The 25,981-nt window shown below is 68.8% G+C and carries 30 protein-coding genes and 1 tRNA gene; 28 read left to right on the forward strand and 3 right to left on the reverse strand.

The window, feature by feature from the left end; translation table 11 throughout:
- Positions 1-51: 51 nt before the first annotated feature.
- The 3 genes from WCE37_RS09555 to WCE37_RS09565 all read left to right on the forward strand — a co-directional run bounded on the left by WCE37_RS09555 (position 52) and on the right by WCE37_RS09565 (position 2,649).
- Positions 52-735 carry a hypothetical protein gene (locus tag WCE37_RS09555; RefSeq protein ID WP_343279136.1) on the forward strand — a complete coding sequence of 228 codons (684 nt, stop codon included), beginning with the start codon at positions 52-54 and terminating at the stop codon, positions 733-735.
- Between the two features lie 201 nt (positions 736-936).
- Positions 937-1,287, forward strand: coding sequence for an FmdB family zinc ribbon protein (locus WCE37_RS09560; RefSeq protein ID WP_343279137.1), 351 nt, complete (start codon positions 937-939; stop codon positions 1,285-1,287).
- Positions 1,288-1,293: 6 nt separating this feature from the next.
- The gene (locus tag WCE37_RS09565; protein ID WP_343279138.1) at positions 1,294-2,649 is read left to right on the forward strand and encodes a cation:proton antiporter; all 1,356 of its coding nucleotides are present in this window, start codon (positions 1,294-1,296) and stop codon (positions 2,647-2,649) included.
- Here WCE37_RS09565 and WCE37_RS09570 read toward each other — a convergent pair.
- Positions 2,633-3,928, reverse strand: a complete 1,296-nt coding sequence (locus WCE37_RS09570) for an MFS transporter (RefSeq protein WP_343279139.1) — start codon at positions 3,926-3,928, stop codon at positions 2,633-2,635. The two genes, WCE37_RS09565 and WCE37_RS09570, sit on opposite strands and share 17 nt — an antisense overlap.
- A 245-nt stretch (positions 3,929-4,173) precedes the next feature.
- Between WCE37_RS09570 and aspS the strand changes: the two genes are divergently transcribed.
- The 23 genes from aspS (at position 4,174) to queC (ending at position 24,403) form a co-directional block, all read left to right on the forward strand.
- Entirely contained in the window at positions 4,174-5,931 is a 1,758-nt protein-coding gene (gene aspS, locus WCE37_RS09575) for an aspartate--tRNA ligase (protein WP_343279140.1), read from the forward strand.
- Positions 5,932-6,044: 113 nt separating this feature from the next.
- Complete coding sequence (locus WCE37_RS09580; protein ID WP_343279141.1) at positions 6,045-6,617, forward strand: GNAT family N-acetyltransferase; 573 nt, start codon at positions 6,045-6,047, stop codon at positions 6,615-6,617.
- Positions 6,607-7,263, forward strand: coding sequence for an alpha/beta hydrolase (locus WCE37_RS09585; protein ID WP_343279191.1), 657 nt, complete (start codon positions 6,607-6,609; stop codon positions 7,261-7,263). Before WCE37_RS09580 ends, WCE37_RS09585 begins: the two co-directional genes overlap by 11 nt.
- A 233-nt stretch (positions 7,264-7,496) precedes the next feature.
- Positions 7,497-8,228, forward strand: coding sequence for a YebC/PmpR family DNA-binding transcriptional regulator (locus WCE37_RS09590; RefSeq protein WP_343254227.1), 732 nt, complete (start codon positions 7,497-7,499; stop codon positions 8,226-8,228).
- Between the two features lie 10 nt (positions 8,229-8,238).
- Entirely contained in the window at positions 8,239-8,775 is a 537-nt protein-coding gene (gene ruvC, locus WCE37_RS09595) for a crossover junction endodeoxyribonuclease RuvC (protein WP_343279142.1), read from the forward strand.
- Positions 8,772-9,362, forward strand: coding sequence for a Holliday junction branch migration protein RuvA (ruvA, locus tag WCE37_RS09600; RefSeq protein WP_343279144.1), 591 nt, complete (start codon positions 8,772-8,774; stop codon positions 9,360-9,362). The genes ruvC and ruvA overlap by 4 nt, the downstream gene beginning before the upstream one ends.
- Positions 9,363-9,385: 23 nt before the next feature.
- Positions 9,386-11,335 carry a potassium transporter Kup gene (locus WCE37_RS09605; protein ID WP_343279146.1) on the forward strand — a complete coding sequence of 650 codons (1,950 nt, stop codon included), beginning with the start codon at positions 9,386-9,388 and terminating at the stop codon, positions 11,333-11,335.
- An 80-nt stretch (positions 11,336-11,415) separates the two neighbouring features.
- The gene (locus WCE37_RS09610; protein WP_343254223.1) at positions 11,416-11,571 is read left to right on the forward strand and encodes a periplasmic nitrate reductase, NapE protein; all 156 of its coding nucleotides are present in this window, start codon (positions 11,416-11,418) and stop codon (positions 11,569-11,571) included.
- Between the two features lie 30 nt (positions 11,572-11,601).
- Positions 11,602-12,111: a ferredoxin-type protein NapF gene (gene napF, locus WCE37_RS09615; RefSeq protein WP_343279147.1), complete on the forward strand. Its 510-nt coding sequence runs from the start codon at positions 11,602-11,604 to the stop codon at positions 12,109-12,111.
- Complete coding sequence (locus WCE37_RS09620; RefSeq protein WP_343254221.1) at positions 12,101-12,403, forward strand: chaperone NapD; 303 nt, start codon at positions 12,101-12,103, stop codon at positions 12,401-12,403. Before napF ends, WCE37_RS09620 begins: the two co-directional genes overlap by 11 nt.
- Positions 12,400-14,898 (forward strand): periplasmic nitrate reductase subunit alpha, encoded by a 2,499-nt coding sequence (gene napA, locus WCE37_RS09625; protein WP_343254220.1) that lies wholly within the window; start codon positions 12,400-12,402, stop codon positions 14,896-14,898. Before WCE37_RS09620 ends, napA begins: the two co-directional genes overlap by 4 nt.
- 1 nt (position 14,899) lies before the next feature.
- Positions 14,900-15,433: a nitrate reductase cytochrome c-type subunit gene (locus WCE37_RS09630; RefSeq protein ID WP_343279148.1), complete on the forward strand. Its 534-nt coding sequence runs from the start codon at positions 14,900-14,902 to the stop codon at positions 15,431-15,433.
- Entirely contained in the window at positions 15,430-16,068 is a 639-nt protein-coding gene (locus WCE37_RS09635; RefSeq protein ID WP_343254218.1) for a cytochrome c3 family protein, read from the forward strand. Before WCE37_RS09630 ends, WCE37_RS09635 begins: the two co-directional genes overlap by 4 nt.
- A gap of 95 nt (positions 16,069-16,163) precedes the next feature.
- Positions 16,164-17,186: a Holliday junction branch migration DNA helicase RuvB gene (gene ruvB / locus WCE37_RS09640; protein WP_343279149.1), complete on the forward strand. Its 1,023-nt coding sequence runs from the start codon at positions 16,164-16,166 to the stop codon at positions 17,184-17,186.
- A 27-nt stretch (positions 17,187-17,213) separates the two neighbouring features.
- The gene (gene ybgC, locus WCE37_RS09645; RefSeq protein ID WP_343279150.1) at positions 17,214-17,651 is read left to right on the forward strand and encodes a tol-pal system-associated acyl-CoA thioesterase; all 438 of its coding nucleotides are present in this window, start codon (positions 17,214-17,216) and stop codon (positions 17,649-17,651) included.
- Positions 17,651-18,454, forward strand: a complete 804-nt coding sequence (gene tolQ, locus WCE37_RS09650; RefSeq protein WP_343279151.1) for a protein TolQ — start codon at positions 17,651-17,653, stop codon at positions 18,452-18,454. Before ybgC ends, tolQ begins: the two co-directional genes overlap by 1 nt.
- Positions 18,455-18,457: 3 nt before the next feature.
- Entirely contained in the window at positions 18,458-18,898 is a 441-nt protein-coding gene (gene tolR, locus WCE37_RS09655; RefSeq protein ID WP_343279152.1) for a protein TolR, read from the forward strand.
- Positions 18,898-19,866, forward strand: coding sequence for a cell envelope integrity protein TolA (locus WCE37_RS09660; RefSeq protein ID WP_343279153.1), 969 nt, complete (start codon positions 18,898-18,900; stop codon positions 19,864-19,866). Before tolR ends, WCE37_RS09660 begins: the two co-directional genes overlap by 1 nt.
- 199 nt (positions 19,867-20,065) lie before the next feature.
- Entirely contained in the window at positions 20,066-21,406 is a 1,341-nt protein-coding gene (tolB, locus tag WCE37_RS09665) for a Tol-Pal system beta propeller repeat protein TolB (RefSeq protein WP_343279155.1), read from the forward strand.
- Positions 21,407-21,467: 61 nt separating this feature from the next.
- Positions 21,468-21,977 carry a peptidoglycan-associated lipoprotein Pal gene (gene pal / locus WCE37_RS09670; protein ID WP_343279156.1) on the forward strand — a complete coding sequence of 170 codons (510 nt, stop codon included), beginning with the start codon at positions 21,468-21,470 and terminating at the stop codon, positions 21,975-21,977.
- A 92-nt stretch (positions 21,978-22,069) separates the two neighbouring features.
- The gene (ybgF, locus tag WCE37_RS09675; protein ID WP_343279157.1) at positions 22,070-22,918 is read left to right on the forward strand and encodes a tol-pal system protein YbgF; all 849 of its coding nucleotides are present in this window, start codon (positions 22,070-22,072) and stop codon (positions 22,916-22,918) included.
- Between the two features lie 62 nt (positions 22,919-22,980).
- Positions 22,981-23,667, forward strand: coding sequence for a 7-carboxy-7-deazaguanine synthase QueE (gene queE / locus WCE37_RS09680; protein ID WP_343279158.1), 687 nt, complete (start codon positions 22,981-22,983; stop codon positions 23,665-23,667).
- A 67-nt stretch (positions 23,668-23,734) separates the two neighbouring features.
- Complete coding sequence (queC, locus tag WCE37_RS09685) at positions 23,735-24,403, forward strand: 7-cyano-7-deazaguanine synthase QueC (protein WP_343254209.1); 669 nt, start codon at positions 23,735-23,737, stop codon at positions 24,401-24,403.
- On the opposite strand, the gene WCE37_RS09690 is transcribed toward queC, so the two are convergent.
- Positions 24,391-24,885: a group III truncated hemoglobin gene (locus WCE37_RS09690; protein WP_343279159.1), complete on the reverse strand. Its 495-nt coding sequence runs from the start codon at positions 24,883-24,885 to the stop codon at positions 24,391-24,393. The genes queC and WCE37_RS09690 overlap by 13 nt on opposite strands.
- Before the next feature lie 92 nt (positions 24,886-24,977).
- Here WCE37_RS09690 and WCE37_RS09695 point away from each other — a divergent pair.
- Positions 24,978-25,053, forward strand: a tRNA-Lys gene (locus WCE37_RS09695).
- A gap of 160 nt (positions 25,054-25,213) precedes the next feature.
- Here WCE37_RS09695 and WCE37_RS09700 read toward each other — a convergent pair.
- Entirely contained in the window at positions 25,214-25,480 is a 267-nt protein-coding gene (locus WCE37_RS09700) for a hypothetical protein (RefSeq protein WP_343279160.1), read from the reverse strand.
- Positions 25,481-25,787: 307 nt separating this feature from the next.
- On the opposite strand from WCE37_RS09700, the gene WCE37_RS09705 reads away from it, so the two are divergent.
- On the forward strand, positions 25,788-25,981 hold a 194-nt coding region (locus WCE37_RS09705; protein ID WP_343279161.1), incomplete at its 3' end, for a transposase.

A 25,981-nucleotide genomic window follows, 5' to 3' on the forward strand; every position in this document is an offset into this window, starting at 1 on the left:
CGGCCGGCTGGCGGTTTGCGCCGCCGCGTGGGCGGCGGTTAGGGTGTCCGGATGACCATCATCCGAATCTCCGCGCTGTCCGCCGCGCTCGTGGCCCTGGCCGCCTGCTCCCCTTCCGTCGACCAGGCGCCTGCGGCCGATGCCGCCGCTGCCCCCGCCGATGCGCCCGCCGAGGCGCTCGACGCCCCGGTGCCCGACGCCGCCCCCGCCGACGCCTTCCTGGCTGCGCTCGCAAGCCACTGCGGGCAGGCTTTCGCCGGCCGCATCGTCGCCAACGAACCGGCTTCGCCCGAACCCGACGCCTTTGAAGGCAAGGACCTGGTGATGCACGTGCGCGGCTGCGACGACCCGACCCGCGGCCTGCGCGTGCCCTTCCACGTCGGCGACGACCATTCCCGAACCTGGGTGCTGACGCGTACCGATGACGGCCTGCGCCTGAAGCACGACCACCGCCACGAAGACGGCAGCCCCGACGAACAGACCATGTACGGCGGCGAGACCGCGACCGCCGGCACCGCCGTGCGCCAGGAATTCCCGGTGGACGCCGAGTCGATCGAACTGTTCGGCCGCACCGGCGCCGATGTCTCCACCACCAATACCTGGGCGATGGAGATCGAACCCGACAGCCGCTTCCTGTACGAGCTCTCGCGCCCGGGCGGGCGCATGTTCCAGGTCGAGTTCGACCTGACGACCCCGGTGGCCGAGCCGCCTGCGCCCTGGGGCGCGACCGACTGACCGCGTCGCGCCGCTGTTGCGGCGCGACCAGCCGTGGAAGCCGGCCGTGGCCGCGATTGGCCGCGGCGGGACTCCCGCAATCAGCGCGTCGATCCGTCGCTCAAGGCCTCTTCCACGGGTGTCGCCAGTGGACGTATAACTTGATTTGTCGGGGGCTGGCCTCAAACTGCGCGCAGTTCCCGCCCTTGCCAGTCACCGACCATGCCCATCTATGCCTTTCGCTGCGCCGCCTGCGGCCACGCTTTCGACCGCCTGCAGAAGCTCTCGGATGCCGATCCGGACACCTGCCCCGAGTGCGGCGCGGTGGGCGAAGTCGGCCGCCAGCTGACCGCGCCGTCGTTCCGGCTGGCGGGCAGCGGCTGGTACGAGACCGACTTCAAGAAGGACGGCGACAGGAAGCGCAACCTGGCCGAAGGCGGGGAAGGTGCGGGCAAGGCGGATGCCACGCCCGCCGCCAAGCCCGACGCCGCCGCGACGCCCGCGAAGGACGTGCCCGCGAAGGCCCCCGCCACCCCGTCTTCAGGCACCACTCCTCCGCCGGCAACGCCGTAACCGGCCATGACCCGGGAACTGCTGTATCTCATCCTGATCTTCGGCCTGCTGGTGGTGCCCCGGGTGCTGCAGCGCTGGAAGCTGCCGGCGCCGCTGACCTGCCTGCTGTTCGGCCTGCTGGCGATGCTGGTCTTTGGCGATCGCGTGCACGACCCGGTGCTGGTGCTGCTGTCCACGCTGGGCATTTCTTCGCTGTTTCTTTTCGCCGGCCTGGAAGTCGACCCGCGCGAGCTGCGCAAGGGCGCCGGCCCCCTCATCGTCCACCTTGTCATCCGCTGCGCCACCCTGGCCGGAGCGGCATGGCTGGCCTGGCGCTACCTCGACCTCAACTGGCAGGCGGCGACCCTGCTGGCGCTGGCGGTGCTGACCCCGTCCACCGGCTTCATCCTCGACACCCTCGAACGCCTGGGGCTGGACGAGGCCGAGCGCTTCTGGGTGACCAGCAAGGCCATCGCCGGCGAGTTGCTGGCGCTGGCGGCGCTGTTCGTGGTGCTGCAGGCTGGCGATACGTCCGCCATGGCGATCAACACCGGCGTGCTGCTGGCGATGCTGGTGGGCCTGCCGCTGCTGTTCATCGCGCTCGGGCGCTGGGTGGTTCCGCACGCGCCCGGTTCGGAGTTTTCGCTGCTGGTGATGGTGGGCATGGTCGCCGCCTACATCACCTATTCGATGGGCGTGTACTACCTGGTCGGCGCCTTCATCGCCGGCCTGGTGGCGCGGCTGCTGCGCGTGCGGATGCCGCGGCTGGCCTCTGACGACAACATCCATGCACTGCGCCTGTTCGCGAGCTTCTTCGTGCCGTTCTACTTCTTCCACGCCGGTACCGGGATCCCGCGCGAGGCGCTGTCCTGGGAGGCGGTGCTGCTGGGCGTGGTGCTGACGATGGTGGTGCTGCCGCTGCGCATCGGCGTGGTCTGGCTGCAGCGACGGGTGATGTTCCGCGAGGCGCAGGCCGGGACGCTCAAGGTCTCGGTGGCGCTGGCACCCACGCTGGTGTTCACCCTGGTGCTGGCGGGGATCCTGTACCAGCGCTTCGACCTGCCGCCGGTGATGTACGGCGCGCTGCTTCTCTACACCGCGATCAACACGCTGCTGCCGTCGCTGCTGCTGAAGGCGCCGTTCGACGTCGATCCGGCGGATGAGGCGCTGGCACTGGCGCGCGGCGAGGCCTTGGCCGATGCCCAGGGCGAGGGCGGAAGCGCGTTGCCCGGGACGCCTCCGGCTGCCGGCGCGACGGTGCAGGTGGCGATCGCGGGTGGGGCGGCTGGCGAACGGTCCGGTGGCCGGATCGCCGACGGCCAAATCGCGCCCGGTGAAGGTCTCGGCGACCCGAGTGGCGCTCCGCTCAGGCATCCGTCCTGACGGAGGGCGCCTTGGCGCGGTCGGCGTCGTCGCGATCGCCCTCGCTGTCCGCGGCCGGTGTCTCGGCCTCCGGCAGCAGTTCGAACGCGGTCGGCGTGGTCCGCAGCATGACGTGGAACGCGGACGGGTGGTCGTTGTCGCGATGGCGCAGCAGGCGCCTGCCGCCCGCCATCAGTGCGACCAGGGCCAGCGTGGCGGCATAGAACGCCGGCAGCGCCTCGGGGCCGAAGCGGGTCATCGCCACGCCCGCAACCGCGGGGCCGATCGCCGAGCCCACGCCGTTGAGCAGCAGCAGGCTGCTTCCCGCGGCCAGGGTGCTTTCCGGCGGCAGGTGGTCGAGCAGGTGGGCCATGCAGATCGGATAGATCGCGAACGCCAGGCCGCCGAAGCAGAAGCACAGCGCGTACAGCGCCAGGCCGGACTGGCCGATCGGCAGCATCATCGCCAGCGCCGCGCCTGCGGCCAGCACGCAGACCACGACCAGCGTCGTGCGCCGGTCGCCGCCATCGGAGAATCGGCCGATCGGCCACTGCAGCGCCGCGCCGCCGACGATGGTGATGCTCATCAGCAGCGCCACGCCGGTGACATCCAGTCCGATCCGGGTCGCGAACACCGCCGCCAGGCCCCAGAAGGCTCCCACCGTCATGCCCGCCAGCAGGGCGCCGAAAGTCGCCGCGGGCGCCGCGCGGAACAGCGCCTTCAGTGCCAGCCGCGGCATCGGCGGCAATTCGGGCTGGACCATCCTGCTGGCCGTGACCGGCAGCGCGCCCAGGCAGATCAGGATCGCGACCAGGCTGAAGAGCATGAAGCCTTCCGCCGGCGCGACGCCGATGAACCACTGGCCCGCCGCCAGCGCGAACAGGTTCACCGCCATGTAGATCGCGAACACCTGGCTGCGCTGCCCGGGCGGCGCCTGCACGTTGAGCCAGCTCTCGATCACGGTGTACAGCCCGACCAGAGCGACGCCGGTCACCAGCCGCAGCAGGCCCCAGGCCCAGGGCGAGACCAGGACCGGATGCAGCAGCACGGTGGCGGCGCACAGCGCGGAATAGAACGCGAACGCGCGGATGTGGCCGATCCGCTGGATCAGCCCGGGCGCGGCATACGTGCCCAGGAAGAAGCCGGCGAAATAGGCCGACATCACCAGTCCCAGGACCTGGTCGTCGTAGCCCTCGATCCGCCCGCGCACGGCCAGCAGCGTGCTCAGCAGCCCGGCGCCCATCAGCAGCAGCGCCGCGCCTGCGAGCAGGGCAGCCAGAGGGCGGACGGTGGCGATCATGTCGGAGCGGACCGCAGGGGCGGGGGCACGCGAAGTATCGATGCGGGAGAGGCGTGGGGTGGAAGCGGACCTCGAAGCTTAGCCGGTCCGGCATGACTCCTGCCTTTGTGGGAGCCGCTATGGCGGCGAAGGGCCCTCCGCAGCCAATCGCGGCCATGGCCGCTCCCACGGTCAACAGGCCGCTCCCACAGTTAAACTAGGCGGCTCCGCCTTCCGGCGGCCCGTTTCCCGCGTCCGGAGTCCACATGCGCACCCATTTCTGCGGCCTGATCGACGAGTCGATGGTCGGCCAGACCGTCACCCTCTGCGGCTGGGCCGATGTCGCCCGCGACCTCGGCGGCCTGTGCTTCATCGACCTGCGCGACCACCAGGGCATCGTGCAGGTGGTGGCCGAGCCGTCGGACGCCGAGGGCAATGCCGGCGTGGTCGCGACCGCGGCGAAGGTCGGTTACGAGGACTGCCTGCGCGTGACCGGCACCGTGCGCCGCCGCCAGTCGGTGAACCCGAAAATCCCCACCGGCCAGGTGGAAGTGGTGGCGACCGCGATCGAAGTGCTGAACAAGGCCGAGCCGCTGCCCTTCCACGCGCACGAGAACCCGGGCGAGGACATCCGCCTGAAGTATCGCTACCTGGACCTGCGCACGCCGGAAATGCAGCGCCGGATGCGCACGCGCACGAAGCTCGTGGCCGCGCTGCGCCGCTGGCTGGACGCGCGCGACTTCCAGGACATCGAAACGCCGATCCTGACCAGGGCCACGCCCGAGGGCGCGCGCGACTTCCTGGTGCCCGCGCGCATGCACCCCGGCGAGTTCTACGCGCTGCCGCAGAGCCCGCAGCTGTTCAAGCAGATCCTGATGGTGGCCGGCTTCGACCGCTACTACCAGATCGCGCGCTGTTTCCGCGACGAGGCCCTGCGCGCCGACCGCCAGCTGGAATTCACCCAGCTCGACATCGAGTTCGCGTGGGTGGACGAGAAGATCGTGCAGGACACGGTCGAGCAGATGGTGCAGGACGTGTTCCGCGAGGTGATGGACGTCGAGCTCGGCGCCTTCCCGCGCATGACCTGGCACGAGGCCATGCGCCGCTACGGCTCCGACAAGCCGGACCTGCGCATCGCGCTGGAGCTGGTGGACGTCGATGACCTGGTGAAGGATTCGCAGTTCAAGGTCTTCACCGACGTGGCCGGCGGCGACGGCATGCGCGTGTGTGCGCTGCGCATTCCAGGCGGTGCGGCGCTGTCGCGCAAGCAGATCGACGAGTACGCCGCGCACGCCGCGAAATACGGCGCCAAGGGCCTGGCCTACGCCAAGCTGGGCGAGGACGGGGCGGTGAATTCGCCGGTGGCGAAGTTCTTCGATGAAGCGGCATTTGCAGCGCTGCTGGCACACGTCGGCGCAGGCAAGGGCGACATCGTGTTCTTCGGCGCCGGCGCGTACAACACCGTCAGCGACTTCATGGGCGCGGTGCGCCTGAAGGCCGGCAAGGACTTCAGCCTGGTCGAGGCCGGCTGGAAGCCGCTGTGGGTCACCGACTTCCCGATGTTCGAGTTCGACGACGAGGCGCAGCGCTACGTGGCGCTGCACCACCCCTTCACCGCGCCCGCGGTGGACGACGTCGATGACCTGCGCGCCAACGCCCGCACTGCCACCAGCCGCGGCTACGACATGGTGCTCAACGGCAACGAGATCGGCGGCGGCTCGATCCGCATCCATCGGCCGCAGATGCAGTCGGCGGTGTTCGAGCTGCTGGGCATCGGCGCGGACGAGGCGGAGGCGAAGTTCGGCTTCCTGCTCGACGCGCTGAAGTACGGCGCGCCGCCGCACGGCGGCATCGCCTTCGGCATCGACCGCATCGCCGCGCTGATGGCCGGCACCGAGTCGATCCGCGACGTCATCGCCTTCCCCAAGACCACCGGCGCGCAGTGCCCGATGACCGGCGCGCCGTCGCCGATCGACGACCCCCAACTGCGCGAACTCCACATCTCCGTGCGCCCCTCCCGGTAGAAGCAGCCGCATCCGGCACTCCTGTGCGAGCAGCGACAGCTGCGATCTGCCCATCCCGGAGCCCGCCAGGCGCGGGTCGCGATAGCCGCTCCTGCACCAGGGAGGAACACGACATGGCCCCGACCATCCGCCGAGCCACACCCGAAGATGCCGCGACGCTGTCCAGCCTGGCGGCGCGCAGCTTCACCGAAACCTTCGGCCACCTGTACCCGCCCGAGGACCTGCAGGCCTTCATCGACGAGGCCTATGCGGTCGAGCGCCAGCGCGTGATCCTCTCGCACCCCGACTACGCGGTCTGGCTGCTTGAAGATTCCGGCGAAGCCGTCGGCCACGCCGCCGCCGGGCCCTGCGGCCTGCCGCACCCGGACGTCGCGCCCGGCGACGGCGAACTCAAGCGCCTGTACCTGATGGCCACGCACCAGAACGGCGGCTGGGGCGCGCGCATGTTCGAGACCGCCATGGCCTGGCTGCAGCGCAACGGCCCCTGCACGCTGTGGATCGGCGTGTGGTCGGAGAACTTCGGCGCCCAGCGCTTTTACGCCCGCAGGGGTTTCGAAGCCGTGGGTGAATACCTGTTTCCCGTCGGCCGCGTCCTGGACCGCGAGTTCATCCTGCGCCGCGTCGCGTCGCGCCCGGCCCCTGGTGTGAGCGGCCATGGCCGCGATGGCCGTTCCGATGGCGCCTGAATCATCCGCGGCGAAATCCACGGGAACACCGGCCGTCCGTCATGTCCTCCTGCTCCACGGCCTGTGGATGCCGCCCTTGGCCATGCGGCGCTTCGCTTCGCAGCTGCGGTCCGCGGGCTGGACGACTGCGATCCTCGGCTACCGCAGCATCGTCGGCAGCACCGAGGCCGCGGTCGGGAGCGTGCGCGAACTCCTCCGCGACGGACCACCGACCCACATCGTGGCCCACAGCCTCGGCGGCCTGATGGCGCTGGAAGCAGTGCGCGCGGAACCATCGCTGCCGGTCGCGCGCGTGGTCTGCCTGGGCACGCCGCTTTGCGGCAGTGGCGTGGCCAAACAACTCTCGCGCCATGCCCTGACCACGCTCTATCTCGGCCGCAGCGCGGCGCTCCTGCGCAGCGGCTGCACGACCCTGCCCGCCGGCGTTGAGGTCGGCATGATCGCGGGCAACCGGCCGCGCGGGCTCGGCGCGCTTGTTGCGCGCTTCGAGGGCGCCCACGACGGCACCGTGGCGATGGACGAGACCCGCGTGCCGGGACTTGCCGACCATGTCATCGTCGATGCCTCGCACAGCGGGCTGCTGTTCTCTGCGGAAGCAGCTCGCCAGGCGGTCGGCTTCCTCCGGGGTGGTCGTTTCCCGGGCTGATGGGGGGCTGGCGGGGCGGAGGATGGGCGGGTACTCCGCCGGCGTCGCGGTGGGGCTGCTCCTTATTGCCGGCGGAGTACCCGCCCACCCTCCGCTGCCATCAGCGCGGGGGGTGTGGGAAGAGCAAGGCGCCGTGCTTTTGATTTTTCCGGCGGGCCGTGCCGCGCGCCTTCGGCGAGTTGGGAAAGGGGTAAAATCGGGCGCTGCAATCACTTCCGGGATGGGTAATACGCATGGGCAGGGGTCCCTCCATCGAAACCCGCAAGAACGCGGAAGACGCGCGTCGCGGGAAGGTTTTCACCAAGCTGATCCGCGAGATCTCGGTCGCCGCGCGCGCCGGCGGTGGGGACCCCGGGGGAAATCCGCGCCTGCGCAGCGGCATCGACAAGGCGCTTGCCGCCAACATGACCAAGGAAGTCATCGAACGCGCCGTCAAGAAGGCCACCGGTGAGCTCGAAGGCGTCGACTACGAAGAAATCCGCTACGAGGGCTATGCCCCGGGCGGCGTCGCCGTGATCGTCGACTGCCTGACCGACAACAAGGTCCGCACCGTCGCCGACGTGCGCCATGCCTTCGGCAAGTTCGGCGGCAACCTCGGCACCGACGGCTCGGTGGCCTTCATGTTCCGCAAGCAGGGCATCCTCCGCTACGACGCCGGCGCGGACGAGGAGGCGGTCACCAACGCCGCGATCGAGGCCGGTGCCGATGACGTCGTGGTCTATCCCGACGACGGCGCCATCGACGTGCTCACCAGTCCCGAGGATTTCAGCGCGGTACGCGACGCCATGGCCGCCGCCGGGGTCGCGGCGGGGCATGCCGAGGTCACGATGCGCGCCGACAACGACGTGGCGGTGGAAGGCGAGACCGCGCAGCAGGTGGTCAAGCTGCTGGCCTGGCTCGAGGACATCGACGACGTGCAGGCCGTGTACTCCAACGCCGAGCTCGGCGACGACGCGTACGCGTAAGCTGTCACCCGTGACCAGGATCCTCGGCATCGACCCGGGCTCGCAGCGCACCGGCGTCGGCATCATCGACGTCGACGCCGCCGGCCGCTGCACCCACGTGTTCCACGCGCCGCTGGACCTGCTCGCCCGCGCCGCGGCCGCGCCCGGCGACCTGCCGCTGCGGCTGCGCAGGCTGCTGGACGGGCTGCGCGCCGTCATCGAGGAGCACCGCCCGGACGAAGTGGCGATCGAGCAGGTGTTCGTGTCGAAGAACGCGGACTCCGCGCTCAAGCTCGGCCAGGCGCGCGGCGCCGCGATCTGCGCCGTGGTCATGCACGACCTGCCGGTGAGCGAGTACGGCGCACGCCAGGTGAAGCTGGCCCTGGTTGGCAGCGGCGCCGCCGACAAGGCCCAGGTGCAGCACATGGTCGGCGCCATGCTGGGCCTCAAGGGGCGACTGCAGGCCGATGCCGCCGATGCCCTGGCCATCGCCATCACCCACGCCCACGTCCGCGCCAGCGCGCAGCGGATGGGCATCGATGCAAAACTGGCCTGGAGCCGCAGATGATCGGTCGTCTCAGGGGGGTGCTTGCGCACAAGTCGCCGCCGTGGCTGGTGCTGGACGTCAATGGCGTCGGCTATGAACTCGAAGCGCCGATGAGCACCTTCTACGAGCTGCCTGTGCTGGGCAAGGAAGTCTCGCTGTTCACGCACTACGCGCAGAAGGAGGACTCGGTGTCGCTGTACGGCTTTGCCAGTGAAGCCGAGCGGCGCCTGTTCCGCGACGTGCAGCGGGTGACCGGCATCGGCGCGAAGATCGCGCTGGCGATCCTGTCGGGTGCCAGCGTCGAAGAGTTCGCGCGCCTGGTGCAGGCTGGCGACGTGAGCGCGCTGACCCGCATCCCGGGCATCGGCAAGAAGACCGGCGAGCGCATCGTGGTCGAACTGCGCGACCGCGCGGAGGCGATCATGGGCGGTGCGATCGCCATGCCGGCTGCGGGCGTGCCGGCCGATCCGCTGACCGAGGCCACCGTGGCCCTGCAGCAGCTCGGCTACAAACCGGCGGAAGCCCAGCGCATGGCGCGCACGGCGCATGCCGAGGGTGACACTGCCGAAGCCATCATCCGAAAGGCGCTACAGTCCGCGCTTCGCTGAACCGGCACGGCGCCTCCAATCGCATGTCAACAGGTACATCCCAGCCGGTCGCTCCGGTACAGGACGGACGCGGCCAGGCCCATGGCGACGGCACGGGCCAGGGCCGCGGCAGGATCGGCCTGGCCGGGCTGGTGGTCGGCGCCATCGGCGTGGTCTTCGGTGACATCGGCACCAGCCCGCTGTACACGCTGCGCATGGCCTTCAGCGAGAACTACGGCCTGACCGCCAACCACGACACCGTGCTCGGCATCCTGTCGCTGATCTTCTGGGCGCTGACGGTGGTGGTGACTTTCAAGTACGTCACCATCATCATGCGCGCCGACAACGAGGGCGAGGGCGGCATCATGGCGCTGATGGCGCTGGCCCAGCGCAGCCTGAAGCCGGGTTCGCGGTCGGTGTACTTGGTGGGCATCTTCGGGGTGTTCGGCGCGTCGCTGTTCTTCGGCGACGGCGTGATCACGCCCGCGATCTCGGTGCTGTCGGCGGTGGAGGGCCTGGAGGTGGTGGCCCCGGGACTCGACGACTGGATCGTGCCGATCACGGTGCTGGTGCTGGGCGCGCTGTTCGCCACCCAGCGCTTCGGCTCCGGGATCGTGGGGCGCGTGTTCGGGCCGATCACCATCCTCTGGTTCCTGGTGCTGGCGGCGCTTGGCGTGCTCAACATCCTGCACGAACCCGAGGTGCTGCACGCCATCAATCCCTGGTGGGCGGCGCGCTTCTTTGTCGACCACAGCTGGGGCGGGGTGTTTATCCTCGGCGCCGTGGTGCTGGCCGTGACCGGTGGCGAGGCGATCTACACCGACATGGGCCACTTCGGCGCGCGCCCGATCCGCCTGGGCTGGTACTGGTTCGTGCTGCCGTCGCTGATGCTGAACTACCTGGGGCAGGGCGCGCTGGTGCTCGAGGACCCGTCGGCGATCCGCAACCCGTTCTTCATCGGCGTGCCCGAATGGGGGCGCTGGCCGATGGTGGTACTGGCCACCGCGGCCACCGTGATCGCCTCGCAGGCGGTGATCACCGGCGGCTTCTCGGTCGCGCGCCAGGCCATGCAGCTGGGCTACATCCCGCGCATGCGCATCAAGCACACCTCCAGCGAGACCATCGGCCAGATCTACATCCCGGCCATCAACTGGTCGATGGCGGTGATCGTGATCGCGCTGGTGCTGAGTTTCCGCACCTCGTCCTCGCTCGCGGCCGCCTACGGCATCTCGGTGTCGATGACGATGCTGATCGACACGCTGCTGCTGGCGATCGTGGCGCGCGCGCTGTGGCCGAAGGCGCGGCGCTGGATTTTGCCCAGCTGCGTGGGCTTCGTGCTGATCGACCTGGCTTTCGTGGTCGCCAACGGCGCCAAGGTCCTGCAGGGCGCCTGGTTCCCGCTGGTGCTGGGCATCGTGCTGTTCACCATGCTGCGGACCTGGCGGCGCGGAAAGGAGCTGCTGCGCGAAGGCGTCCAGGCGGGCGGCCTGCGCCTGGACACCTTCATCTCCAGCCTGATGCTGGCGCCGCCGGCGCGGGTGCCGGGCACGGCGATCTTCATGACCAGCGATCCCGGCGTGGTGCCGCACGCCTTCATGCACAACCTCAAACACAACAAGGTGCTGCACGAGCGCAACCTGTTCCTGACGGCGGAGACGCTGTCGATGCCTTTCGCGTCGCGCGAACGGCGGCTGGCGCTGCACGGCATCGGCGACGACTTCTACCGGGTGACGGTGCGCTTCGGTTTCATGGAGATCCCGGACGTGCCGCTGGCGCTGATGCGGGGCTGCGATATGGAAGGGCTCGACATCGATCCGATGGACACCACCTACTTCGTCAGCCGCGAGACCGTGGTTGCCAGCCGGCGCGTGGGCATGCCGGTGTGGCGCGACAAGCTGTTCGCGGTCATGCATCGCAACGCGGCCCCCGCCAACGCGTACTTCCGCATCCCTGGCAATCGCCTGGTGGAGCTGGGGGCACAGGTCGAGATCTGAGATATCCCGCTTGGCCTATTCATGGCAGCGGGCTAACCTAGGGACCAGCCAGCCAACCCTTCGCAAGGGAGTGACGCGCCTTGGAAACAGGCCAGTCGAGCAAGCGCCGCGAGTTGTACATGTTCCTGTTCATCACCGTGGTGCTGTTCCCGGTGCTGTCGGTGATGGTGGTGGGTGGTTATGGCTTCGCCGTGTGGTTCTGGCAGATGTTCGTCGCCGGCCCGCCCACGGGTTGAGGCATGGGTGCAGCCTTCGCCGACGCCGTCATGAATAAGCCCCCCGATCTGGGCCGCAGGGCGCTGCTGCGCGGACGGCTGCATGCGCCGCCGCCGCTGCGCCCGCCGTGGGCGCTGGATGAATCCCGCTTCGTGGATGCCTGCACAGGCTGTGGGGATTGCGTCGCCGCGTGCCCGGAGCAGGTGCTGGTGCCCGCGGGTGGGCGGCTTCCGGAGTTCGACCCGGCGCGCGGGGAATGCACGTTCTGCGGTGACTGCGCAACGGCATGCACCCGCTCGGCCTTCGGTCCGGTGACCGGACTTTCCTGGACGCTGCGTGCCCAGGTGGGCGAAACCTGCCTGGCCGCGCGCGGCATCGTCTGCTCAAGCTGCCGCGACGCCTGCGGCGAGGCGGCGATCATGTTCCCGCCCACGCGCACGGTCCCGGTGCCGCACGTGGCTGCCGATCGCTGCACCGGCTGCGGTGCCTGTGTCGCCGGCTGCCCGACGGCGGCCATCACGCTGGCGCCCGGCCGGCAGGAAGCAGCTGATGAACTCTGATGCCGCGCGCGAATGGCACCTCGCCAGCCTGGTGGTACGCCACCATCCGGAAGCGATCCCCGGGCTTGCCAAGGCCATCGGCCTGGCCGAGGGACTCGAGCTCGCCATCCAGGACGACACGCGCAGCGTGCTGGTGCAGGAAAGCGACGGCACCGCAGGCCTGATGGCCAACATCGACATGCTGCAGGCGCTGCCTGGCGTGGTCACCGTCAACCTTGTCTATCACCACGTCGAGCGGTCGCCGCTGCCCGGCGATGTCCCCGCATCTGCCACTCAGGAGTCCACCGGATGACCACCAGCCGCCGCGAATTCATCCGCACCAGTGCCATTGCCAGCGCCGCCGTCGCCGCCGGACTGCCGGTGCCCGGCGGCGCCGCCGAGGCGGTGGTCGAGGATGACAAGGGCCTGAAGTGGAGCAAGGCGCCCTGCCGCTACTGCGGCACCGGCTGCGGCATCAACGTCGCCGTGCGCAACGGCCGCGTGGTTGCCACCCACGGCGACGTCAAGGCCGAGGTCAACCGCGGGCTCAACTGCGTCAAGGGCTACTTCCTGTCCAAGGTGATGTATGGCACCGATCGCCTGACCACGCCGCTGCTGCGCAAGACGAATGGCGTCTACGACAAGGAAGGCGACTTCACCCCGGTGGGCTGGGACGAGGCCTTCGACGTGATGGAGGAGAAGTTCAGGGCGACGCTGAAGGCCAAGGGCAGCGACGCCATCGGCATGTTCGGCTCCGGACAGTGGACGGTCTGGGAGGGCTATGCCGCCAACAAGCTGATGAAGGCAGGCTTCCGCAGCAACCACATCGATCCCAATGCGCGCCACTGCATGGCGTCGGCGGTCACGGGCTTCATGCGCACCTTCGGCATGGACGAGCCGATGGGCTGCTACGACGACATCGAGGCCGCCGACGCCTTCGTGCTCTGGGGCTCGAACATGGCCGAGATGCACCCGATCCTCTGGACGCGGGTCACCGACCGCCGGCTGTCGAACCCGCACGTCAAGGTCGCGGTGCTGTCGACCTACGAGCACCGCAGCTTCGACCTGGCCGACATCCCGATGGTGTTCACGCCGCAGACGGATCTCGTGATCCTGAACTACATCGCCAACCACATCATCCGGTCGGGCCGGGTCAACAAGGACTTCGTCGACAAGCACACCACGTTCAAGCGCGGTAACGACGACATCGGTTACGGCCTGCGCCCCGAGCATCCGCTGGAGATGGCGGCGAAGAACGCCGGCGACGCCAACGGCGGCACGCCGATCGACTTCGACGAATTCGCGCGCTTCGTGGCGCCCTATACGCTGGAGAAGGCCGTCGAGATGAGCGGCGTCGAGCGCGGCTGGCTGGAAAAGCTGGCCGAGCTGTACGCCGACCCGGACATCAAGGTCATGTCCTTCTGGACCATGGGCTTCAACCAGCACACGCGCGGCACGTGGGCCAACAACATGGTCTACAACATCCACCTCCTGACCGGGAAGATCGCGACTCCGGGCAACAGCCCGTTCTCGCTGACCGGCCAGCCCTCGGCCTGCGGCACCGCGCGCGAGGTCGGTACGTTCAGCCACCGGCTGCCGGCGGACATGGTGGTGACCAATCCCGACCATCGCGCCATGGCCGAGGACATCTGGAAGATCCCGCGCGGGATCATCAAGGACAAGCCCGGCTACCACGCGGTCGAGCAGAACCGCGCGCTCAAGGACGGCAAGCTCAACGCCTACTGGGTGCAGGTCAACAACAACCTGCAGGCGGGCGCGAACATCCTCGAAGAGGGCTATCCGGGCTATCGCAACCCGGACAATTTCATCGTGGTCTCCGATGCCTATCCCACGGTCACCTGCCAGGCCGCCGATCTGATCCTGCCCACGGCGATGTGGGTGGAAAAGGAGGGTGCCTACGGCAACGCCGAGCGCCGCACCCACTTCTGGCACCAGCTGGTCGATGCGCCCGGCGAGGCGAAGTCCGACCTGTGGCAGCTGATGGAATTCTCCAAGCGCTTCACCACCGACGAGTGCTGGCCGGAAGACATCCTGGCGGCCAATCCGGAGTTCCGCGGCAAGACGCTTTACGAAGTGCTGTACCGCAACGGCAAGGTCGATGCCTTCGGCGTGGACGAGATCGAAGACGGCTACGCCAACCATGAGGCCGATGCCTTTGGCTTCTACGTGCAGAAGGGCCTGTTCGAGGAATACGCCGAGTTCGGCCGCGGCCACGCGCACGACCTCGCACCCTTCGACCGCTACCACCAGGAGCGCGGGCTGCGCTGGCCGGTGGTGGACGGCAAGGAGACGCGCTGGCGCTACCGCGAGGGCGCCGACCCCTACGTGACGCCGGGCACCGGCTTCGAGTTCTACGGCAATCCGGACGGCCGCGCGGTGATCTGGGCGCTGCCGTACGAGCCGCCCGCGGAATCGCCGGACGAGGAATACAACCTGTGGCTGGTGACCGGCCGCGTGCTGGAGCACTGGCATTCGGGCTCGATGACCATGCGCATCCCGGAGCTGTACAAGGCCGTGCCGTCGGCCGTGGTGTTCATGCATCCCGATGATGCGCGCGAGCGCGGGCTGAAGCGTGGCGACGAGGTGGAAGTGGCCTCGCGCCGCGGTGCGATGCGCACGCGCGTGGAGACGCGTGGCCGCAACCGCATGCCGCGGGGCGTGGTGTTCGTGCCCTGGTTCGACGCCGCGCAGCTGATCAACAAGGTCACGCTGGACGCGACCGATCCGATCTCCAAGCAGACCGATTTCAAGAAGTGCGCGGCGAAGGTCGTCGCGGTGGGAGCCTGACATGCGCCGGATACCGATCCACGCCTTCCTCCCCGTGCTGGCCGCGGCCGTGCTGCCGCTGCTGCTCGCAGCCTGCGGCGACCGCGATCCCGCACCTGAAATCCGCCCCCCCGCGCCGCCGATCAGCGCCCGCGGCAACCCGGCACAGGACATCGACAACCTGCGTCGCAACGTCCCCATCCTCAGCGAAATCACGCCGCTGCCGATGGCGACCGTGGAGAACTTCGACATGACCCGCGGCCGCGCCTACCCGATGCAGCCGCCGACCATCCCGCACAGCATCGACGGCTACCAGGTGGACCTGAACTCCAACCGCTGCATGCTCTGCCATGCGCGCAGCAACGCGGCCCAGTTCCAGGCGCCGCCGGTCAGCGTCACCCACTACATGGACCGTGACGACCAGTTCCTGGCCGAAGTCTCGCCGCGCCGCTACTTCTGCGTGCAGTGCCATGTCACCCAGACCAACGCCCGGCCGCTGGTGGCCAACGGCTTCCGCGACATCGACGAGGTGCTGCGGTCGGAGCGCATGCAATGAGGCTGCTGCGCCGTGGCCGCGACGGGCTGGTGTCGCTCTGGGCCCAGTTCAACCGGCCGGCCAGGTACCTGAGCCTGGGCTTCCTGACGATGGGCGGCTTCATCGCCGGCATCGTGTTCTGGGGCGGCTTCAACACCGCGCTGGAGGCCACCAATACCGAGGTCTTCTGCACCAGCTGCCACGAGATGGAAGCCAACGTCTTCGAGGAGCTGAAGAGCACCATCCACTACACCAACCGCTCCGGCGTGCGCGCGACCTGTCCCGACTGCCATGTGCCGCATGACTGGACCGACAAGATGGCCCGCAAGATGCAGGCGTCCAAGGAGGTCTGGGGCAACATCTTCGGCACCATCGACACCCGCGAGAAGTTTCTGGACAACCGGCTGAAGCTGGCCCAGCACGAATGGGACCGGCTCAAGGCCAACGACTCGCTTGAATGCCGCAACTGCCACGACTACGACTCGATGGACCTCACCCGCCAGGCCAGCCGCGCCGCCTTCGTCCACCGCAGCTACCTGGCCACCGGCGAGGCGACCTGCATCGACTGCCACAAGGGCATCGCCCACAAGCTGCCCGACATGACCGGCATCCCCCAGGGCGTGCAATCGCTTCCGTCCCTGCCATCTCCCCACTGACAGCGCGCCCCCCTCCGTAGGAGCAGCTTTAGCCTGCTCCTGCAGGAGTGTCGTTGGGCATGGGCCTGTGTCGGTCGGCGTGCGAACATGGCGGCATGAGTGAAGAGCGGATCATCGGCGGCGGGGCCACCCGCGAAGACGCCGCCATCGAGGCCTCGATCAGGCCGCAGCGACTGGACGACTACCTCGGCCAGCAGCCCGTGCGCGAGCAGATGTCGATCTACATCGAGGCCGCGAAGCGCCGCGGCGAGGCCATGGACCACGTCCTGATCTTCGGCCCTCCCGGGCTCGGCAAGACCACCCTCAGCCACGTGATCGCCAACGAACTCGGCGTCAGCCTGCGTACGACCTCGGGTCCTGTGATCGAGAAAGCCGGCGACCTGGCGGCGCTGCTGACCAACCTCCAGCCGCACGACGTGCTGTTCATCGACGAAATCCACCGCCTCTCGCCCGTGGTCGAGGAGGTGCTGTACCCGGCGATGGAGGATTTCCAGATCGACATCATGATCGGCGAGGGCCCGGCCGCGCGCTCGATCAAGCTCGACCTGCCGCCCTTCACGCTGATCGGCGCCACCACGCGCGCGGGGCTGCTGACCGCGCCGCTGCGCGACCGCTTCGGCATCGTCCAGCGCCTGGAGTTCTACAGCGCCGCCGAGCTGACCCGGATCGTGCGCCGCTCGGCGCAGATCCTCGGCATCGACTGCGCGCCCGAAGGCGCCGACGAGATCGCGCGGCGTTCGCGCGGCACCCCGCGCATCGCCAATCGCCTGCTGCGCCGGGTGCGCGACTACGCCCAGGTGCGCGCCGCCGGCCACATCGACAAGGAGGTCGCGGATGCGGCCATGGAAATGCTCAAGGTCGATCCCGAGGGTTTCGACAACCTGGACCGACGACTGCTCAACCTGATCATCGAGAACTTTGACGGCGGTCCGGTGGGCGTCGAGTCGCTGGCCGCGGCGCTGAGTGAAGAGCGCGGCACGCTCGAGGACGTGATCGAGCCCTACCTGATCCAGCAGGGCTTCCTGGTGCGCACCGCCCGCGGCCGCATGGCCACCCACAAGGCCTGGCGCCACCTCGGCCTGCAGCCGCGGGGGCCGGCCGCCGAAACCCTGTTTTGAGCGGCGACCAGCCGTGATTCCACCGCCATGGGGACCGTCGTAATGCCTCTGTTCAGCCTTCCGACCCGCGTCTACTGGGAAGATACCGATGCCGGTGGCGTGGTCTACCACGCCCGGTACGTGGCCTTTCTCGAGCGCGCGCGCAGCGAATGGATGCGCAGCCTGGGCTACGGGCAGCAGGCCATGATCGATGGCCAGGACCTGGTGTTCGCGGTGCGTGACATGCAGCTCGATTTCCGTTGGCCTGCACGCCTGGACGACGCGCTCGAGGTCACCGTGGCGCTGGCACGGGTGCGCCGGGCCAGCGTGGAGTTCGCACAGGAAGTGCGGCGCGATGGCGAGCGGCTGGCGTCGGCGCGGGTGCGGGTCGCGGCGATCGACGCGCGCAGCTTCCGGCCGCGGGCGCTGCCGGACCAGTTATACGAACAGTTCAAATCCCTCGAATCCAACGCGGAGCAAGATTGATGAGTGCAACGGCCATCCTGATGCAGGTGAGCAGCGTCGAACCCCTGCCGGAGGACGCGCCGGCGGATACCGTGGCGCTGGCCGCGGACGCCGCCACCCAGGCCGCGGCCCTGCCGACCACCGGCGGCGAGCTCGACCTGCTGCACCTGGTCCTGCACGCATCGCTGCCGGTGCAGCTGGTCATGCTGGTGCTGCTGTTCGCCTCGATCGCCTCGTGGGTGATCATCTTCCGCAAGAAGCGCCTGATCGACCGCGCCGAGAAGGAGGCCGACCGCTTCGAGGAGCGCTTCTGGTCCGGCGCCGACCTCGGCAAGCTCTACAGCGCCGCCAGCGAGCGCAACCGCGAGGTCGAGGGCCTGGAAGCGATCTTCGAAGCCGGCTTCCGCGAGTACAGCCGCAGCGGCCAACGCCGCGGTGGCGACAGCCGGGCGAAGCTGGAAGGCGCGCAGCGCGGCATGCGCGTGGCCAGCTCGCGCGAGCTCGACGGCCTCGAGCACAACCTGGAGTTCCTTGCCAACGTCGGTTCGATCGCGCCCTACGTCGGCCTGCTGGGCACCGTGTGGGGAATCATGATCGCGTTCCAGGGCCTGGTGAACGTCAAGGAAGCGACCATCGCAAGCGTCGCCCCGGGTATCTCCGAGGCGCTGATCGCGACGGCCATGGGCCTGTTCGCGGCCATCCCGGCAGTCTGGGCCTACAACCGCTTCGCGACCAAGGTCGAGCGCGTCGCCGGGCGCTACGACGCGTTCTCCGAGGAGTTCTCCTCGATCCTGGAGCGCCAGTCCTCGGCCGGCGAGGCTTGATCCATGGCCGTCCGGTCCCGCCGCGGCAAGCGCCGCCAGCTCAAGAACGAAATCAACGTCGTCCCCTACATCGACGTGATGCTGGTGCTGTTGATCATCTTCATGGTCACCGCGCCGCTGATGAACCTCGGCGTCGACGTGCAGCTGCCCGAGTCCAATGCCAAGTCGATCACCGAGCAGAAGGATCCGGTGGTGGTGAGCGTGGATGCGGGCGGCAACTATTTCCTCGCCGTTGAAGCCGGCAGCAACGAGGCCGTCGACCCGACCACGCTCAGCGCCAAGGTGCGCGCGCTGGTGGCCAACAACGCCGACGTCGCGGTGTTCGTCGCCGCCGACGGCGCCGGCAGCTACCAGAACGTGATGGATGCGATGGCGCTGCTGCAGAACGCAGGCGTCGAGCGCGTCGGCCTGATGAGCGATCCCAGGCAGGGCGGCGCACCCTGATGCGGGAGGAACGCGCCGATACCACGCGCGCGGTGGTGCTGGCCGTGCTGCTCCACGTCGCCCTGTTCACGCTGATGTTGGCGGGCGTGTGGTGGACGCGGGACGCTGCACCGCCGTCGGCCGCGGGCTCGCCGATCAGCGCCGAGCTGATCGACGGCAGCGACCTGTCGGCGGCGATGCAGCAGACCCTGCGCAACCGCCCCGAACCGGCGCCGCCCGAGCCGGTGCCGCCCGAGCGTGAGCCGGTTCCCGAACCGGATCCGGTCGTGGTCGAAGATGCGGCGCCCGAGCCGCAGCCGATCCCGGTGCCGCTGCCCGAAGACGCACCCGTGGAGCCGCAGCCGACCCCGCAGGTGCAGGTGCCCGAGCCTTCGCCCGTGGACCAGGAAGAGGTGCGCCGCGACGCGATCGCGCGCGAGACCGCCGAGCGCGAAGCCGAGGCGAAGCGCCGCCAGGAGCAGATCGACCTGACCGAGCGCAAGCGCGAGGAAGAGGCCGAGCAGAAGCGCCGCCTGGCCCAGCAGCAGAAGCTCGCCGAGCTGCGTCGCCAGCAGGACCAGGTGCGGCGCGAGCGTGAGCAGCTCGAGCGCAACCAGGAGCGGATCGCGCAGAGCAGGGCGGAGCAGGCGTCGGAGCAGGCGTCGTCGGTCGGCACGCCGCCGCCCGGCAATGAGGGCGTCGATGCCGGCCTGCAGGCGCAGTACCAGGCCGCGATCATGGAGGCGATCCTCCGCAACTGGACGCGGCCCGACAACGTGCCCCTGGGGCAGCGGTGCCGGATCACCATTACCCAGGTGCGCGGTGGCACGGTCGTCCGGGCCGAGGTGTCACCGTCCTGTCCCTTCGACGACCTGGGCCGCCGATCGGTCGAGGCTGCAGTCCTCAAGGCCCAACCCTTGCCTTACGCCGGCTTTGAGAGCGTATTCGACCGCACCCTGAGACTGAACTTCGAAGCCCGGGACCGCTGACCCCGGGCGCCGACCGCACTGTGGGTGCGGCCATGGCCGCGATTGCCGCGGGGAAAGGCATCGCCGCTACAGCGGCTCCCACACCAGCAAGCCGCATCGTCGGCATGACGGCTCCCACAGGAGCCGGGATCCGTTCATCCTTGTGAGCGCCTTCACGCCCATCCTGTCACTCTCTGAAAGTCCACATCCGGAGCCCGGTATGACCCGAATCCAACGCCGGCTGGCGACCACGCACGCGTGGTTTATCGTCTGCCTTGCACTCCTCCTGCCGTTCGCCGCCTTCGCGCAGCAGGGCGGCCTCGAGATCGATATCGTCGGTGGCAACGCGCAGGCACTGCCTATCGCCGTGGTGCCCATGCCCTACCTCGGTGCCGGCGCGGCTCCGGACACCGACGTCGCGCGCGTGGTGCGCGAGGACCTGGCGCGCTCCGGCCAGTTCCGCGGCCTGCCCGAGCAGGACATGGTCGACCGGCCGACCCGCGGCGGCGAGGTGGATTACGCCACCTGGCGCACGCTCAAGCAGGACTTCCTCGTGGTCGGGCGCGTGGTCGATGCCGGCGGCGGCGCATTCCGGGTCGAGTACGAACTGTTCGACGTGGCCAAGCAGGAGCGCCTGCTCGGCGTGGCCATGACCGGCCGCGCCAACGCCATGCGCGATGTCGGCCACCAGATCGCCGACGCCATCTACGAGAAGATCCTGGGCGTGCGCGGCGCCTTCTGGACCCGCATCGCGTACGTGACTTCCACCGGCACCGGCGCGAACATCAACTACGCGCTGATGGTTGCCGACGCCGACGGTTACAACCCGCAGGTGGTGGTGCGCTCGACCGAGCCGCTGATGTCGCCCGACTGGAGTCCCGACGGCCGCAAGCTGGCCTACGTTTCCTTCGAACACAACAACAATTCGGCCATCTACATCCAGGACCTGGGCACCGGCGCCCGCGAGCGGGTGGCGAGCTTCCGCGGCATCAACAGTTCGCCGGCGTTTTCCCCGGATGGCAGCAGGTTGGCGCTGACCCTGTCGCGCAGCGGCAGCCCCGAGATCTACGTGATGGACCTCGGCAGCAAGGCCCTGACCCAGCTCACCACCCAGATCGGCATCGATACCGAACCGACCTGGAGCGCCGACGGGCGGAGCATCTACTTCACGTCCGACCGCGGCGGCAGGCCGCAGGTCTACCAGGTGCCGGCCTCCGGCGGCAGCGCGACCAGGGCGACGTTCCAGGGCAATTACAACGCCAGCCCGACGGTTTCGTTCGACGATAAAAAGATCGCCGTGGCGCAGGGTTCAGGAAACGTATACCGTATTGCGTTGCTGGACCGCAGCCTCGGCACGCCGCGCTGGTCCACGCTGTCGCCAGGGTCGCTCGACGAATCGCCGAGCTTCGCCCCGAACGCCAGCATGGTGCTGTACGCGGGCAGGGAAGGCAGCAGGGGAGTCCTGTATGCCGTTTCCGCCGACGGACGCGTCCGCCAGCGGCTGGTACTTGCCGACGGTAACGTCCGCGAGCCGGCGTGGGGACCGTACCGCGAGCGCTGACATCGCGTGCACGGCCGATACAGCAATGTGAAGTACTGCCCATCTGAAGGATCGACGAGAGATGAAGACCACAACCCGCGTTCTGCTCACAGCCCTGCTCTGCACGGCAGCCGTTGCCTGCACCAAGAAGGTCAAGGAAGAAGTCCCGACCGCCACCCCGACCACCCCCACCACCACCCAGCCGTCCACCACGCCGGGTGCCTACGGTCCCGAGGACCTGGACACCGACGCGTGCCTGCGCCAGCGCACCATCTATTTCGATTTCGACCAGGAGTCGGTGCGTCCGGAGTTCCAGGCTGCAATGGCCTGCCACGCCAAGTACCTGCGCGACCGTCCTTCGGCCCGCATCACGCTTGAAGGCCATGCCGACGAGCGCGGCAGCCGTGACTACAACCTCGGCCTCGGCGAGCGCCGCGGCAACGGTGTGTCGTCCGCACTGCAGGCCAATGGCGGTTCCGCCGGCCAGCAGACCGTGACCAGCTACGGCGAAGAGCGCCCGACCTGCACCGCCTCGAGCGAGGATTGCTGGGCGCAGAACCGTCGGGTGGAGATCACCTACACCGCCCGTTGATCGGCGGCACGGCAGCAACACGTCGGCAGCTGGCGGGAACCCCGCCAGCTGCCGATTGTCTTTATGAAGTCCGAAAATCAGATGCCAAGACCATGACCCGCAGCCACTTCCTGACCAGCTTCGCCCTCGTTGCCGCCGTGTCGGCGGCACTGGTGGCGCCACCCGCCGCCGCGCAGCGCGCCAGCCTGGGTGAACGCGTGGCCGCGCTCGAATCGCAGGCCGCCAACAACCAGGGCAACATCGACCTTCTCAACCAGCTCACCGCGATGCGCAGCGAACTGCGCGCGCTGCGTGGACAGGTCGAGGAGCTGCAGCAGCAGAACCAGGCGCTCGAGACCGCGATGCGCAACCAGTATCTCGACGTTGACGACCGCCTGAACCGGATCGAAGGCGGGGCGCCCGCGGACGCCGGCGCCGCTGCACCAGCGGCGGCCACCCCGGCGGCCAGCGCATCCGCTGCCTCGGGTGCGGCCGCTGCGCGCACGCCCACCACGGCGCCGGCGGAGCGCGCCCCGGTGGTGTTCGGCGATGCCGGCCTGCTGGCCAATGCCGCCGACGAGCGCAGCGCCTACGAAACCGCCTTCGCTGCGCTGCGTGCAGGCGACTACGAACAGTCGGCGGGCCTCTTCAACGAGTTCCTGCGCGTGTACCCGACCGGCTCCTACGCGCCCAACGCGACCTACTGGCTGGGCGAGAGCTACTACGTCACCCAGGACTACGCGCGCGCGCAGGCGCAGTTCGAAACCATCCTCCAGCGCTGGCCGACCCACGACAAGGCGCCCGGCTCGCTGCTGAAGATCGGCCTGTCGCAGTACGGACAGCGGGACCTGGTTGCCGCCGAGGCCACCCTGGCCCGCGTCGTCGAGCAATACCCGGGCACCGACGCCGCCCGCACCGCCGACGACCGGCTGCGCTCGATCCAGCTCAACAGCCTGCGCTGAACGCGGCGCGGCGCGACGCCCGCAGGCCGGGCGCCGCCGGGCCGCGCGTTACAATGAAGGCCATGAATATCCCTCTCGCCGAGACCGGCGCGGCCAGCGTCGCGACCCCGGACCGGCTCCGCATCACCGAGATTTTCCTGTCGCTGCAGGGCGAAGCGCGCGACGCCGGCTGGCCGACCGTGTTCGTGCGCCTGACCGGCTGTCCGCTGCGCTGCACCTACTGCGACACCGCCTATGCCTTCCATGGTGGCCAGTGGCACGACGTGGACGCGATCCTTGCCGAAGTCGCCGGCCACGGCGTGCGCCATGTCTGCGTGACCGGCGGCGAGCCGCTGGCGCAAAAACGCTGCATCGGCCTGCTGCGGCGGCTGTGCGATGCCGGCTACGTCGTGTCGCTGGAAACCTCCGGCGCGCTGGACATCGGCGAGGTCGATCCCCGCGTTTCCCGCGTGCTCGACATCAAGACGCCCGGTTCCGGCGAGGACGCACGCAACCTCTGGTCGAACGTCGACCTGCTGACGCCGCACGACCAGGTCAAGTTCGTGATCTGCAGCCGCGCCGACTACGAGTGGGCGCGGGAGGCAATGGCGCGCCATGCGCTGGACGCGCGCTGCGACGTGCTGTTCTCGCCAAGCAAATCCGAGCTGGAGGCGCGCCAGCTCGCCGACTGGATCGTCGCCGATCGCCTGCCGGTGCGCTTCCAGATGCAGCTGCACAAGATCCTCTGGAACGACGAGCCGGGGCGGTGAGGCGCGTGCCGAGGCCTCACCACGCACCAGCCCAGGGTCTTATCACCGGATCATCGGAGTCCGCATCTTGAACAACGCAGTGGTACTGGTTTCCGGCGGCATGGATTCCGCCGTCGTCCTCGCCCTGGCCCGCGAGCAGGGCTTCGCGGTGCACGCGCTGAGCGTGGCCTATGGCCAACGCCACACCTCGGAACTCGAAGCCGCCGCCGCCCTGGCCGCGAGCCAGGGTGCCGTGGCGCACAAGGTGGTCAGCGTGGACCTGCGCGCGATCGGCGGCTCGGCCCTGACTGCCGACATCGAAGTGCCCGAGGCCGGCAGTGCCGGCATCCCGGTCACCTACGTGCCGGCGCGCAATACGATCATGCTGTCCATCGCGCTCGGCTGGGCCGAAGTGGTTGGCGCGGCGGACATCTTCTGCGGGGTCAACGCCGTCGATTACTCGGGCTATCCCGACTGCCGGCCCGAGTTCATCGACGCTTTCGAGCGCCTGGCCAACCTCGCGACCCAGGCCGGCGTGGACGGTGCCGGCATCCGCGTGCACGCGCCGCTGCAGCACATGTCCAAGGGTGACATCGTGCGCGAGGGGCTGCGCCTGGGCGTGGACTTCTCGAAGACGGTGTCGTGCTACCGCGCAGATGCTGATGGACGCGCCTGCGGGCATTGCGATGCCTGCGTGCTGCGCGCTGAAGGGTTCACGGCCGCCGGTGCCCCGGACACGACGCGCTACGTCGGCTGAGGTCCGGGGTCGGAACTCCCGCCCGCGCCGTCGCCACGACGGTGCAGGCAACCGGGCTCATCACTGGCGCGCCGCAGACGGCGCAGCGGATCGATTTCCAGGCCGATGCGCAGCGAGCTGCCGATGCGCTGCGCGGTTTCGAACACGTGCCGGGCCTGCGCCTTCGGCAGCACCTCGCGCGCGGTTACGTCCCAGAGCGCCAGCCAGCGCGCGAAATGCTGGTCGTCCACGCCCAACGGGCGGTGCGCGGCCATCGGGTTGCCGCGATAGCTCCCCGCGCGCAGCAGCACCGAGCACCAGAAGCGGACCAGGGTGTCGAGGTGCGCGTCCCAGTCCTCCACCGTGGCCTCGAATACCGGGCCCAGCAGCCAGTCGACGCGGGCACGGGCATAGAAGGCGTGGACCAGCCGGGTGATGCCGGCTTCGTCGGGCAGGTGCGCGGAGTCAGCGGCCGCCGCGGGACGGGGGTCGGAAAAGGCCATGGCCCCAGTATCCGCCGGCGTCGCTGCATGCAGCCTTGACCCAGGTCACGCCTGCGGCTGGAGGCTTGGCGTGACATAATTCGCGGTTCGTGGGGCCGTTAGCTCAGCCGGTAGAGCATCGGACTTTTAATCCGCTGGTCGATGGTTCGAATCCATCACGGCCCACCAGTCAGATCAAGCACTTAGGCCGACTTCGCAGTCGGCCTTTGTCTTTCTGGAACCGCCTAAACACGGTTTAGTCACAAAACGTCGAAGAGGCGACGGCCCCGGCGACTAGAAGGAGGCGGCTCGATCGAATCAAGCCGCCCCCAGTCTCTGCCTCGGGAACCTAAGCCGCCTGAGCCGCCAGGTACCGCTCCACTACCGATGCTTCGTATGCGCGGCGCTCATCGAAGCGATCGCACTTCTTGGTCCACTCGTACACGTACTGTTCGTCCTCATGCTCCCAGTTGGCCACAAGAACGCCCCACAACTTGTAAGCCTTGATGACCCAAGCTTCGCCAAGCGCCTTGTGCAGCACGAGACAAGAGTTCAGAAACGCAGTCGGATCTCCGTCTACTTCTACCCACTCTTCCTGGTCCCAGTTCGAGCGCATATCTTCTTCGCCTACCTCCTGTACAGATACTTCCAAGAGTGCGGAGAGCGATGTCACGCCTCTTGCGATTGCTCGCGCAACGGAAACGGTGCGATTGCTCTGGCTATACGCGATTTCTGGCCCGAGGCGCGTCCAGTGCTCGACGAGCGCGGGATTATCCTGGCCGTGAAGTGGCTGGGAGATGTCGAGGTGCGCAAGCTGCGGGTAGACCTGGCCAATGCAGAGACTGGTGGTAGCGTCGACGTCCCCCCGGTTTTGAGTAGCGCGGCGATCTGGAGTCCAATTCCCCAAAGCGAGGAGATTGGACGTGAAGAAGCGCTTTTCCGAAGAGCAGATCATCGGCTTCCTGCGCGAGGCCGAGGCCGGACTGCCGGTCAAGGAGCTGTGCCGCAAGCACGGCTTCAGCGAGGCGTCGTACTACCTGTGGCGGAGCAAGTTCGGCGGCATGAGCGTGCCCGATGCCAAGCGCCTGAAGGAGCTTGAGACCGAGAACGGCCGGCT

Origin of the sequence: Luteimonas sp. MJ250, from assembly GCF_039548455.1 — a bacterium.
GTDB lineage: Bacteria > Pseudomonadota > Gammaproteobacteria > Xanthomonadales > Xanthomonadaceae > Luteimonas.